The 11,959-nt window shown below is 61.7% G+C and carries 10 protein-coding genes and 1 pseudogene; 7 read left to right on the top strand and 4 right to left on the bottom strand.

The genetic code is table 11. The features are described from left to right. Positions 1 to 15 precede the first annotated feature (15 nt). Genes E5S69_RS14430 through mobB form a run of 3 tightly spaced genes read left to right on the top strand, consistent with a single transcriptional unit; the run spans position 16 to position 2,032 of the window. The gene (locus E5S69_RS14430; RefSeq protein ID WP_171515327.1) at positions 16 to 768 is read left to right on the top strand and encodes a peptidylprolyl isomerase; all 753 of its coding nucleotides are present in this window, start codon (positions 16 to 18) and stop codon (positions 766 to 768) included. Positions 769 to 783: 15 nt separating this feature from the next. Continuing rightward, on the top strand, positions 784 to 1,473 hold the full coding sequence (locus E5S69_RS14435; RefSeq protein WP_171515328.1) for a carbonic anhydrase: 690 nt from the start codon (positions 784 to 786) through the stop codon (positions 1,471 to 1,473). A 4-nt stretch (positions 1,474 to 1,477) separates the two neighbouring features. Next, complete coding sequence (gene mobB / locus E5S69_RS14440) at positions 1,478 to 2,032, top strand: molybdopterin-guanine dinucleotide biosynthesis protein B (RefSeq protein ID WP_171515329.1); 555 nt, start codon at positions 1,478 to 1,480, stop codon at positions 2,030 to 2,032. 20 nt (positions 2,033 to 2,052) lie between these two features. On the opposite strand, the gene E5S69_RS14445 is transcribed toward mobB, so the two are convergent. Then, positions 2,053 to 2,970 carry a LysR family transcriptional regulator gene (locus E5S69_RS14445; RefSeq protein WP_171515330.1) on the bottom strand — a complete coding sequence of 306 codons (918 nt, stop codon included), beginning with the start codon at positions 2,968 to 2,970 and terminating at the stop codon, positions 2,053 to 2,055. A gap of 103 nt (positions 2,971 to 3,073) precedes the next feature. Between E5S69_RS14445 and E5S69_RS14450 the strand changes: the two genes are divergently transcribed. The 4 genes and pseudogenes from E5S69_RS14450 to E5S69_RS14465 all read left to right on the top strand — a co-directional run. After that, positions 3,074 to 4,036, top strand: a complete 963-nt coding sequence (locus E5S69_RS14450) for a tripartite tricarboxylate transporter substrate binding protein (RefSeq protein ID WP_171515331.1) — start codon at positions 3,074 to 3,076, stop codon at positions 4,034 to 4,036. Positions 4,037 to 4,056: 20 nt separating this feature from the next. Then, entirely contained in the window at positions 4,057 to 5,475 is a 1,419-nt protein-coding gene (gene leuC, locus E5S69_RS14455; RefSeq protein WP_171515332.1) for a 3-isopropylmalate dehydratase large subunit, read from the top strand. Next, a complete protein-coding gene (gene leuD, locus E5S69_RS14460) occupies positions 5,468 to 6,112 on the top strand; it encodes a 3-isopropylmalate dehydratase small subunit (protein WP_171515333.1) in 645 nt (214 codons plus the stop codon). The genes leuC and leuD overlap by 8 nt, the downstream gene beginning before the upstream one ends. A 225-nt stretch (positions 6,113 to 6,337) precedes the next feature. Beyond that, a pseudogene (locus tag E5S69_RS14465) lies at positions 6,338 to 7,306 on the top strand (cytochrome D1 domain-containing protein); the annotation flags it as partial. Between the two features lie 293 nt (positions 7,307 to 7,599). Here E5S69_RS14465 and E5S69_RS14470 read toward each other — a convergent pair. The 3 genes from E5S69_RS14470 to E5S69_RS14480 all read right to left on the bottom strand — a co-directional run bounded on the left by E5S69_RS14470 (position 7,600) and on the right by E5S69_RS14480 (position 11,722). Next, positions 7,600 to 9,720, bottom strand: coding sequence for a hypothetical protein (locus E5S69_RS14470; protein WP_171515334.1), 2,121 nt, complete (start codon positions 9,718 to 9,720; stop codon positions 7,600 to 7,602). Between the two features lie 158 nt (positions 9,721 to 9,878). Then, entirely contained in the window at positions 9,879 to 10,658 is a 780-nt protein-coding gene (locus E5S69_RS14475; RefSeq protein ID WP_171515335.1) for a hypothetical protein, read from the bottom strand. Then, positions 10,658 to 11,722 carry a hypothetical protein gene (locus E5S69_RS14480; RefSeq protein ID WP_171515336.1) on the bottom strand — a complete coding sequence of 355 codons (1,065 nt, stop codon included), beginning with the start codon at positions 11,720 to 11,722 and terminating at the stop codon, positions 10,658 to 10,660. Before E5S69_RS14480 ends, E5S69_RS14475 begins: the two co-directional genes overlap by 1 nt. Positions 11,723 to 11,959: the final 237 nt, after the last annotated feature.

The raw sequence follows: 11,959 nt of genomic DNA on the forward strand, positions 1-11,959 counted from the left end.
CACAAGGAGAACACGATGCCTGTCACCGTCAATGGCGTGGAGCTGCGCGACGCCGATATCGAGCGCGAACTGGACCACCATCACGACGCCGCCAACCCGGCGCGGCTGGCCACCATCGCGGCAATCCTGCGCCTGCTGATGCGTGCCGAAGCCGCGCGCATCGGCCTGGACGCCGCGCAGATGGACGACGAGGCGCTGGCGCAGGCGTTGCTGGCGCGCGAGGCCGTCACGCCCGCAGCCGACGAAGCCAGCTGCCGCCGCCACTACGACAGCCACCCCCAGCGCTTCCGCACCGGCGAATGGGTCGAGGCCGATCACATCCTGTTCCAGGTCACGCCGCGCGTGCCGCTGGACGCCCTGCGCGAAATCGCGGCGCAGACGCTGGCGCTGGTGCGCGGTGATCCGTCGAGCTTCGACCACCATGCCCGCGCGCTGTCCAACTGCCCCAGCGGCGCCAATGGCGGCCGGCTCGGCCGCGTGTTCCGCGGCGAGACGGCGCCCGAATTCGAGCGCGCGCTGTTCGCGGCGCAGCAGGACGGCGTACTGCCGCAACTGGTGCAGAGCCGCTTCGGCCTGCATATCGTGCGCATCCTCGAGCGCTGCCCGGGCACGCGCCTGCCATTCGAGGCGGTGCGCGGCGAGATTGCCAGCGCGCTTGGCGCCGCCGCGCGCGACCGCGCCTGGAAGCAGTACGCTGGCCTGCTGATCGGGCGCGCGCGCATCGAAGGCATCGAGCTGGAAGGCGCCGACAGCCCGCTGGTGCAGTAACGTCCGGAGGCCGCCGTGCATCACATCGAACGTCTGCTCAAGGGTTTCGAACGCTTCCAGCAACGCTATTTCGACGACGAGCCTGAACTGTTCGACATCCTGCGCAGCGGCCAGCGCCCGCCGACGCTGCTGATCGGCTGCAGCGATTCACGCGTCGATCCCGGCCTGCTGCTTGGCTGCGACCCGGGCGAACTGTTTACCGTGCGCAATATCGGCAACCTGGTGCCGCCCTGCACTGGCCGCCATGAAGGCAGCCTGCACGGCGTCTCCGCCGCGATCCAGTTCGCCGTGCAGCAACTGCGCGTGGCCCGCATCATCGTAATGGGCCACGGCGGCTGCGGCGGTATCCGTGCGCTGCTCGCGCAGCCGGCCGACGCCGGCGACCATCCGCCCGATGAAGGCCAGGACCCCAACTACCTCGGCGCCTGGGTGCGCATCGCCGCGCCGGCGCGGCAGCAGGTACAGGAAACCCTGGCGACGGCCAGCGCCGCGCAGCGCCAGCGCGCTTGCGAGCAGGCGGCGATCCTGGTGTCGCTGCGCAACCTGCAGACCTTCCCGTTCGTGCGGCGTGCGCTGCAAGCCGGCGCGCTGACGCTGCACGGCTGGTATTTCGATCTCCAGGCCGGCGCACTGCTGGCTTATTCGCAGCGCGCCGACAGCTTCCTGCCGCTGGTGTGCCCGCTGCCCGCCCATACGGAACCCTGATCTCATGCATCCCTTTATCGTTGGCATCACCGGCACCTCCGGCAGCGGCAAGACCACGCTGATCACGGCGCTGCTGCCCTGGTTCCGCGCACACGGCCTGACCGTCAACGTGGTCAAGCACAGTCACCATCCGCTCGAGCTCGAGCCGCCGGGCAAGGACAGCGCGCGCTTTCGCGCCGCCGGCGCGGCCGAGGTGATGGTGGCCTCACCCTATCGCTACGCCATCGTGCGCGAACTGGCCGGCGAGGCGGAGCCGACGCTGGCCGAGCAAGTCGGGCGCTTGCGGCCGGCCGATATCACGCTGGTGGAGGGCTTCCGCAGCGAAGCGATCCCGCGCATCGAGGTCTACCGGCCCGCGCACGGGCGCGCGCCCTACTATCCGGGCGATCCGTCGGTCATCGCGCTGGCCACCGACACGCGCATGGACACCGTGCTGCCCTGCATGGCGCTGGACGATATCGCGCAGATCGGCGGCTTTATCCTGGCCATGCGCGACCAGGCCGCCGCCATGCCGGGCGCGGCCGCCAGCGCTGCGCGTGCCGCGGAGCTGGCACTGTAGCGACCCAAGGCCGGTCGTGCCTACCATGCGCTGGCGCCACCCGCGGCGCGATGGCCGGAAAAGTGCTCCAGCAGGAAATCCACCAGCGCCCGCACCTTGTCGGGACGATGGTTGCGCGCCGGGAACACCAGGTGGATGTCTGCCGGCGCGAACTGCCACTGCGGCAAGACCCGGCGCAGCGCGCCGCTGCGCAGGTGCCCGGCGACGTCCCACTCCGAGCGCACGATCAGGCCCTGCCCGTCGAGCGCCCACGCCAGCGCGGATTCCCCGTCGTTGGTGCTCATCGTGCCGCGCACCTTGACGGTCTCCTGCTGCGCGCCATGGCGCAGGTGCCAGGTGCCGAAGGTCTCGTCGGCTTCGCGGATAAAGATGCAATTGTGCCGCGCCAGTTCGCGCGGGCTGGACGGCTCGCCGTGCGCCGCCAGGTACGACGGCGCCGCGCACAGCAGCCGGCGGTTGTTGGCCAGCAGCCGCGCCGTCAGCCGCACGTCCGGCATCTCGCCGAAGTGGATCATGGCGTCCAGCCCCTGTTCGACCAGGTTCAGGGGCCGGTCGCTCAGGTACAGCTGGACCTCGATATTCGGGAAGCGGCGTGCAAACCCGGACAGCGCCGGCGCGAGTTGCCTGCGCCCGAATCCCAGCGTGGCGCCGATCTTCAGCAGCCCGTGCGGGGTGCTGCCGGTGCCGGCGATCGTGCGTTCCAGCGCTTCCATCTCGGCCAGGATGCGCGCGCCTTCCACCAGGTAGCTTTCGCCTTCCGGCGTCAGGCTGATACGGCGCGTGGTCCGGTGCAGCAGGCGCACGCGCAACCGCGCTTCCAGCGCGGCCAGCCGCTTGCTGACCGCCGGCGGCGTCACGCCCAACTGCTGGGCCGCGCCGGCCAGGCTGCCGTGCTTGTTGATACAGGCAAAGAACGCGACGTCGGAAAGCGGGTCCATTGATGAATTACAGGAAACAAAGAAGTAACTGAGTTTGCATTATGCATCTTCAGGTGAATGATACGATGGCTTCCATAACAAGTCATCGCCACCGGAGACACCCATGAAAGTTGCCCGCCTCACCGCCTTGCTGCTATGCGCCGCATCGATCGGCACGGCCGCCGCGCAGGACTATCCCCAGCGCCCAGTGCGCCTGATCGTGCCGTATGCCCCGGGCGGCAGCGCCGACATCGCCGCGCGGCTGGTCTCGGAGGCGTGGGCAAAGAGCCTGGGCGGCACCATCGTGGTGGAAAACCGCGCCGGCGCAGGCGGCAATATCGGCGTCGATGCGGTGGCCAAGGCCGCCGCCGATGGCTACACCATCGGCCTGCAGACCGTGTCGCTGGCGATCAACCCGGGACTGTTCCCGCGCATGCCGTACGACACGCTCAAGGACCTGGCGCCGATCGGCATGGTCGCCAGTTCGCAGCATGTGCTGGTGGTCAACAACAACGTGCCCGCCAAAAACCTCCAGGAACTGATCGCGGCTGCCAAAGCCGCGCCCGGCAAGCTGACCTATGGCTCCGCGGGCAACGGCAGCACCTTCCATATGTCGGCCGAACTGTTCAAGTCGGTGGCCAATGTCTCGATCGTCCACGTGCCGTACCGCGGCGGCGGCCCGGCGCTGGTCGACACCATCGCGGGCCAGGTCGACATGAGCTTCCCGGTGATCTCGGCGGCCCAGCAGCATGTGCAGGGCGGCAAGCTCAGGGCGCTCGCGGTTACCGGCACCAGGCGCGCGCCGCAATTGCCCAACGTGCCGACCGCGGCCGAGGCGGGCTTGCCCGGCTATGCCTTCGAGACCTGGTTCATGGTGTTCGCCCCGACCGGCACGCCCAGGCCCGTGATCGACAAGCTGAACGCCGCGCTCAACACCGCGCTGGCCGCGCCGGCCACCCGTGACCGCATGGTCAGGGAGGGCTTCGAGCCCACCCCGAGCACGCCCGAGGCGGCACGCCAGCGCCTTGAAAAAGAAATGCCCGTGTGGGCGAAGCTGATCAAGCAACGCGGCATCACCGCGGAATAACGACAGACCAGGCCGTTGCCATGACCCCCAAGACGCTATACCAGAAGCTGGTCGACGCCCATACCGTGGCCAGCATCGACGACGACAACGTGCTGCTGTACTGCGACCTGCACCTGATGAACGAGTACACCAGCCCGCAGGCTTTCGCCGGGCTGCACGAGCAGGACCGCGGCGTGCTGGTGCCGGGCCAGAACGTGGCGGTGGTCAGCCATATCATCCCGACGCACCCGACCGCGATCCGCGTGATCACGGACCCCGCCTCGGCGCTGCAGGCCACCAACCTGCACGCCAACTGCGCGCGCCATGCGATCCCGCTGTTCGATACCAACGATGCGCTGCAGGGCATCGAGCACGTGGTGGCGCCCGAGCACGGCATGATCCGCCCCGGCATGGTGGTGATCTGCGGCGACAGCCACACCACCACCTATGGCGCGCTCGGTGCGCTGGGCTTCGGCATCGGCACGTCCGAGGTCGAGCACGTGCTGGCCACGCAGACGCTGGTCTACCGCATGGCCCGGACCATGCGCATCCGCGTCGACGGCAAGCTGCCCGCCGGCACCACTGCCAAGGACCTGATCCTGCGCATCATCGGCACGATCGGCGCGCAAGGCGCGCGCGGCTACGTGGTCGAGTATTGCGGCACGGCGATCCGCGACCTCAGCATCGAGGCCCGCTTCACGCTGTGCAACATGACCGTCGAAGCGGCGGCGCGCGGCGCGCTGATCGCGCCGGATGCGGTGGCGACCGACTATGTGCTGCGGCGCGCGCCCGACATCGCGCACACGCAGCGCGACGCCGCGCTGGCCTACTGGGCCACGCTGCACAGCGACGCCGATGCCGTGTTCGACCTGGAGTTCTCGTTCGATGCCGGCGAGATCGAGCCCTACGTAACCTGGGGCACCAGCCCGGACCAGGTGCTGCCGGTGTCCGGCACCATCCCGTTTCCGGAAGACCAGCTCGACGAGGCCGGGCAGCGCTCGGTCGAGCGCGCGCTCGCATACACGCGGTTGCAGCCCGGCGCGGCGCTGGCCGGCACCGCGATCCAGCACGTCTTCATCGGCTCCTGCACCAACGGCCGCATCGAAGACCTGCGCGCGGTGGCCAACGTGGTGCGCGGCCGCAAGGTGGCCGCGGGTGTGCGGGCCATGATCGTGCCCGGCTCGGGCGCGGTCAAGGCGCAGGCCGAACGCGAGGGGCTGGCGGGCATCCTGATCGACGCTGGCTTCGAATGGCGGCAGCCGGGCTGTTCGATGTGCCTGGCCATGAACGACGATGTGCTCGCCGACGGCGTGCGCTGCGCCTCGACCACCAATCGCAACTTCGAGGGCCGGCAGGGACGCGGCGCCATCACCCACCTGATGAGCCCGGCCATGGCCGCCGCCGCCGCGGTCACCGGCGCCATCACCGACGTCCGCAAGCTGGAGACGATTCATGCCTGAACCCACCTGCATCCGCGGCAAGGCTGCCGCGATCCGCTTCGAGAACCTCGACACTGACCAGATCATCCCCAAGCAGTTCCTGCGCGGCATCGACAAGTCGGGGCTGGCGCAGGGCATCCTGCATGACCACCGCTTCGACGCCAGCGGCGCGCCGCGCCCGGAGTTCGTGCTGAACCGGCCGGAATACGCCGGCACCAGCATCCTGGTGGGCGGCGCCAACTTCGGCTGCGGCTCCAGCCGCGAGCATGCAGTCTGGGGCCTGCAGCAATTCGGCATCCGCGCCGTGATCGCGCCCAGCTTCGGCGAGATCTTTTACTCGAACGCGATCAACAACCGGCTGCTGCTGGTGATGCTGCCGCGCGACGTCATCGAGCGCCTGATGAACGCGGTGGACGCGGACAGCCGCAACACCATCAGCATCGACCTCGACGCCATGCGCGTGCGCACGCCCTGCGGCGAGCACGCCTTCGAACTGTCGGCACGGCACCGCCGCATGTTTCTCGAAGGGCTGGACATGATCGGCCTGTCGCTGCGGCAGCGTAGCGAGATCGAGCAGTTCATCCAGCAGTACTGGTCGGCGTTTCCATGGACCCAGAACGTCGCGGCGCGCACGCGCGCAAGGCTCGGCAACACCTGAGCCGCACCATCTCCGGCATGCGGCCGCCCAGGCCGCACGCTTGCCTGCCGGGAACGACATGAAGCCACCGCCCGCGCTTCGTTCCCGCCCTCCCTCCTTGGTTTGATGCCAGTCAATCCCATGTCGGCAGTGTGTGCGCATGATCGCCACATGCACGACAGGTCCAGGCCAATGCAAGCCTGCGCACCGCGACATCGCTTTCCCACCGCTGATCCACGGCACCCCATGAAAGCAAAAAACTGGCTGTATCCGGCAATCGCGGCATTGCCGTTCTCACTCGGGCTCGGGCTATCCCATGCGGCCACCAAGGCCGAACCCAGGGCCACACAAAAGGCGGAGCAAAAGACCGCCATCCCCACCCTCACCGCCGCTGAATTCGACCACGCGCGGCAAATCTACTTCGAGCGCTGCGCCGGCTGCCACGGCGTGCTGCGCAAGGGTGCCACCGGCAAGGCGCTGACACCGGACATCACCCGCGCGCGCGGCACCGAATACCTGAAGACCTTCATCAAGTACGGCAGCCCCGCCGGCATGCCCAACTGGGGCACCTCGGGCGACCTCACCGACCAGGAAGTCGACCTGATGGCGCGCTACATCCAGCTAGACCCGCCGACGCCGCCCGAGTTCTCGCTTGCCGATATCGAGAAAAGCCGCAAGGACATCCTGCCCGTCGCCAAGCGACCGACGCAGAAGATGAACCCGTACAACCTCGACAACCTGTTCTCGGTCACGCTGCGCGACGCCGGCGAGGTCGCGCTGATCGACGGCGACAGCAAGCAGATCATCAATATCGTCAAGACCGGCTATGCGGTGCATATCTCGCGCATGTCGGCGTCGGGACGCTACCTGTACGTGATCGGCCGCGACGCGCGGCTGGACCTGATCGACCTGTGGCTGCCCAAGCCCGATATCGTCGCCGAAGTGAAGATCGGCATGGAGGCGCGCTCGGTCGAGACCTCCAAGTACAAGGGCTATGAAGACAAGTACGCGGTGGCGGGCTCGTATTGGCCGCCGCAGTACGTGATCATGGAAGGCGATACGCTCAAGCCGCTGAAGGTGGTGTCCACGCGCGGCATGACCGTCGACAACGAATACCACCCCGAGCCGCGTGTCGCCTCGATCGTCGCCAGCCACTACCACCCCGAGTTCGTGATCAACGCCAAGGAGACCGGCAAGATCCTGATGGTCAATTACTGGCACTAAGCATCAAAAGAGACCAAGAATCTCTTTAGAAGAGTCGAGCATCATCGAAAAAATCTAAATATATCAACCTGTTACGCTCTGTGTACGGTGCTAATCTTACCTCTCGTCCCTGAAATTCACCTCCCTAGTGCTCGCCGAAACTTTTGCCGGCTCCACATACATTACTAACGGCGAATTATCCCACAACTAGTTGTTTTATAAGCAATTTCGTCTCCCAATGCATTCTCTGCTCCCGGTCTCCAGCGGCTGAGTGTCAGCTTGAATGCAGCATTCGCCATGCTCCGTCAATCCTCAAATCTAGCGTCAAAGAAACCGGTCAAATCTTCCGAATCTTCGTGACTCCCCTCATCCACAAGCGTCCATGATTCGTCGGGACGAGTACTGGGTTGCACCCCAGGGCGTCCAAGAACTTCCATCACCTTTTGTCCCAGCATTTCGTCACTTTTCGCAATCGCCTGTTTTTTGTTTTCATTAACACCGCTCATAGCAAGTGCCGGAATCTTCGCCGCTTGTCGGCGGCGGGCGTGGTCCTTGAGCGCTGCTGCTTGCTCTTTGCGTACTTTCGAATTTGGCCTCCGTCTCTGCATACTGGCTTGCGCTCTGGCGATGTCGGTCGGCCGCGCCACGAACTTTCTCTCCTGTTGTGTCATGTGGCCGTAGCGCTCCCTATCCCTTTTTGATATGTCGAGCCAACTGATGCTTCCATCATCCTTCCTCCAGACGAGAACATTCGTGGTTCCAGGAACCGGCGCAACCCACACCATTGGATTCACCACCTTATTATTTTTTAGAAGATTCGGGGCCCGCTCCCATGTCGTCCTAAGTTCGGTCGAAGAATACTGTGACGAGCCGAACGCCACGAATCCCTCCCTGTTCGTTCGACGCACAAACGGCAACAATTTGACGAGTAGCTCCTCTTTAGTCCATGAAGTCCTTCCATCCCCCCTTCTCCTCTTCTGAATGTATTCCAGGATACCGGCTCGATGCAGTGGAACTCGTCTATCACGCATCTTTGTTGTGTAATAAGACGTCGCGTCGGAATACAGGTTGTATTTTTCGATTGCAAGAATCACACATTTTTTTAGTTCGCCAAGGGTCAATACTGCGCTCTCCTTCGCCTCCTCGCGTCTTCTCTTATCCCTTGTTCGAAGTCGCCTTGTGTATGCTCCCGGCACTTGAGCGGCTATCTCGCTCTTTAAATAAGCATTGAAGCTTTCTATGAGCCCTTTTGCTTGTCCGCGGTACACCTCGGCAAGCTCCCGTGACATCCGCAGCGACTTCACGACATTCTCTTCGAATTCACCGCTAATCGCTGGACCTCTGTCTATAAATACAGAATCCCAATCCCCCTTTGGAAGTCCCTCGCACGAGACGAGACCATACTCCTTGGCCAGCTCATCTTTTTCGCTCATTGCACTAAATAAGCAATAACGATACGCATCGGAGCTCTCCTGATTCGGCCACACGTGTTGGCCGACTAGAGCACCGCTCCGAGCACATATTCCAAAGAGGCCTGTCGCTTTCCCGATAGGCGAAAAATCATTGGTGTCCTTAACCAGATATACCTGCAGCTCAGTACCATCCATGAGTAGGACTTGCTTAGAGTGGTTTAGGATATCTGTCGCATGCCCTCTTCGAGCCGACAATTTATTTCTTGCGTCCTCGACCCCAACAAATCTCTTACGCCTATCCTCGTCATCCAAGTATTCGCTGCCGATGCGATAAAATTGACTAAAGCTTGGCGTCAAGCGTATATCCCACGGCGACTCGACTATTTCCCCCTCTACACGCGTGCGCCCTACAAAGACGGTCTCTCTCGCCTTTTCCCAAGCTCGTCGAAAAGAGTAGCCTTCGTCCATTACATATTTCTCCACAGCGCGATGTATCATTCTTACATGCAGCGGACTACACTGTATCCCCAAATCAATTTGGTTCCCAGAATTCTCGTATGCAGCCGGTCGAGGACCGGTCTTAGCCTTGCCATAACCTCTACGGCCCACGTCAGGGCCACCCTTTCTTGCGTGAAGTGGAATCATCGCTGTCTTATCACATCCAAACCACCAATAGGTGGTGAGGTTGTGCCGGATAGTGGCCTCATCGATACCAGATTCCGCTACGGCTTTTTTTATTAAAGCTGGCCGAATCTTCTTGTCCGCCACGACTGCCATGAAGTTTCGTTCGTTAACAAGATGTCTTATCGGCGCGAATCTACGAGCGATATCTGCACGCCGCTTCTGAGCTTCTTCGTACGGCAATTCGCTCGTATTCACGTCCATGAAGTCGAATCTAACGTTGTCATGAATGCGAACAATCTCGTTGCCAAATCTATGCGCGATGGCATCCCGCCGCCAACTCCGGGGTAGCTTACTTTTTGGCGGCCTTACCCCTTGCTCCACTTCAAGCATAAAGATACGGTCCGTAGGCTCCCAATAGCCCAAGTATCTCCAAAGGCTAAATTTCCCTCCACCTGCTGACATTTGAAGAAGGGTCCCTTTCGGATAAGGACGGTATTCCACATCAGATGGCGTGCGAAAACCAGGACAAGGCGGCTCGCTAAGCTCCATTACGTCTCCCTCATTATGACCAGTTTCTCGTCGGCCTCAAGCGGGTGCGTCATATCCATACGCACGAACCCGAAGAAGACCGCTGCTGCGAAAAGGCGATAGCTATCCTCGACGTCCAAGCCAAAGCGTTTCCCAATCCTACCTAATACCTTGTCCGCCGTTCCCTGGGCTTTGGAAGTATTTAGAAAATGTGAAAATTCTCTCGCCGGTTTATAAAGGTCGTTTAAATTTTGATATCGCAGAAAACTGAACAATGCCCAATGATTCCCTGCTTCAGTCTCCGGAAAACTATCACTGCCCAACATTTCGAAGGTAAATCCGTATTGTTTGCAGAACTCTATGTCCCTGTTCATCCGTCTCTTTTCCTTGTCATCATCACGTCTATCTTCGTGCTTGACCGAGATGGCGTGATAGACGACCTTATTTGTCCACGGACAATTAATCGTCAACATCAAATCTAGCGTTGGTAACTCCTTCCTTCCCGGACGATTTCCATTCAAGATACGCCAGTCCATTTCATCGTCTGTATAGTAGTATTGCGCTCTAATATCCAAGACATGCGGACAGAAGAAGCATGCCAGTTGCACGCGTTGTTCTTGCTCTGAATGAGCCGGGACGGAAGCGAATCCGTTCTTGCTAAACGGGTTATCGCTTGGAATGGACCATCCTTTCACGTCCCGAGCGAGCAGATGTGGAACGTAGGCCGCTCCCCCATCGACGCCGTACGGGTCAACGGATGGGACGTTCAACGGCCAGGGTAACTGTCCAGGTTGCTTCATTAGTTTTCGAAGTTCCACTTCTTCCTCGATTGACGTCTGGCCTTTGCCCGTTCAGCTTTCACTTCATCGTCACTGAGCTCGTTCGCTCTGTTAGCCGCCACCTGAAAGTCGGGATATCGCCCGTTCGAAACCCAAAGGTGACAAAGAACGCGCTTTGCGAACGCCGGAACCGTTTCCTCGAGTTCCTGCAACGCCTTAATGGATTGAGGCACCGGGTCGCGCTTAAAATTGACGACCGTCGCGCTCGGATGATTAGCGATAAGGAGCCGCGCAGATACACGAAAGAGCCTGTGGCACTGCGCTCCCCAAAGCGCAATATGCTGACGTCTCATATGCGCCGCCAGCGAGTGGTCATAGCGCTCCCAATGGGACACCGAACGCACCGTGGCTGCGACCTGGGTCCTACTACGGCGGGGTAACGCTTGGTTGAGAAAATCGCTGTCCCGACCACGGAGCCACTTTCTTACCGGAGGTGTCAGTTTGTCCACAATCGATTTCCTCGGTGCACCAGGATGCTTCTGGATATGGTTTAAGAGCAATGCTCGGCAATGGTGCGTGAACTCAGTTGAACTAAGTAGCCTGTTCCCCAGCTTTACCGTCCCAGTACTTTCCGCATGTGAGACATAGTCGGGGCGCACGCGCTTGGGTGCAGTTGGAGGCGCGGATAGGTCCTTCTCTGCCAAAGGTGTACTTTCAACTGTTCGTAAATGAAAATCCTCTCCGAGCAATGCAAGAGCAAGTACCGTTCCGACCATTGGATTACCGATTGGCTCTCCGCGTCGGAGCCGACCATAAAAAATGCTTTTATCTGGCAAATGAATACCGTGACGTTCTAAGAAGCTCGTTCCAAATGTATCGCTTAAGAACTCGCGTAGCGGATGCGCGATGCCTTTTCGAGAGAGCAGTCCACGTGCGTGGGCACTCTTCTGCATTTGAACCGCCAAGTCATATGCAACAGCGCCGTTTGTATCGCAGTCGAGCAGCCTTCGCGCAATGGAACCAAGGCGAACATCCTGCTCAATTTCGGTAGCACTTAGCCGCTCATACCGCGGTCGCAACTTCATTCCGCATCCACACTGTCTTGCGTTGAGAAACGGGGCTCGCGAGTGCCGGCGCCCCCAAGCACAGGCCCCACATCCCTCAATAAGGGGCTCACCATGGCTATGACAAATGGCCAGACTGGGTAAGAGGTGGGTGCGTTTCACAATATGTGTGCCGGAGACGATTCTGCTTTCGTCCGCGCACTGTGCGCATAGAGCAAGGCTCCATGCAACGCGATTGTGGCTCACTAATTTTGCGAC

It is taken from the genome of Cupriavidus necator (assembly GCF_013141915.1).
In the GTDB taxonomy this organism is placed as follows: Bacteria; Pseudomonadota; Gammaproteobacteria; order Burkholderiales; family Burkholderiaceae; genus Cupriavidus; species Cupriavidus necator_B.

What these genes read in the sequence shown, in the direction of transcription:
- leuD (WP_171515333.1), top strand. Translation starts at nt 5,468, where the DNA reads ATGCCTGAACCCACCTGCATCCGCGGCAAGGCTGCCGCGATCCGCTTC.
- E5S69_RS14430 (WP_171515327.1), top strand. Translation starts at nt 16, where the DNA reads ATGCCTGTCACCGTCAATGGCGTGGAGCTGCGCGACGCCGATATCGAG.
- E5S69_RS14475 (WP_171515335.1), bottom strand. Translation starts at nt 10,658, where the DNA reads ATGAAGCAACCTGGACAGTTACCCTGGCCGTTGAACGTCCCATCCGTT.
- mobB (WP_171515329.1), top strand. Translation starts at nt 1,478, where the DNA reads ATGCATCCCTTTATCGTTGGCATCACCGGCACCTCCGGCAGCGGCAAG.
- E5S69_RS14470 (WP_171515334.1), bottom strand. Translation starts at nt 9,720, where the DNA reads ATGCTTGAAGTGGAGCAAGGGGTAAGGCCGCCAAAAAGTAAGCTACCC.
- E5S69_RS14445 (WP_171515330.1), bottom strand. Translation starts at nt 2,970, where the DNA reads ATGGACCCGCTTTCCGACGTCGCGTTCTTTGCCTGTATCAACAAGCAC.
- E5S69_RS14480 (WP_171515336.1), bottom strand. Translation starts at nt 11,722, where the DNA reads ATGAAGTTGCGACCGCGGTATGAGCGGCTAAGTGCTACCGAAATTGAG.
- E5S69_RS14450 (WP_171515331.1), top strand. Translation starts at nt 3,074, where the DNA reads ATGAAAGTTGCCCGCCTCACCGCCTTGCTGCTATGCGCCGCATCGATC.
- leuC (WP_171515332.1), top strand. Translation starts at nt 4,057, where the DNA reads ATGACCCCCAAGACGCTATACCAGAAGCTGGTCGACGCCCATACCGTG.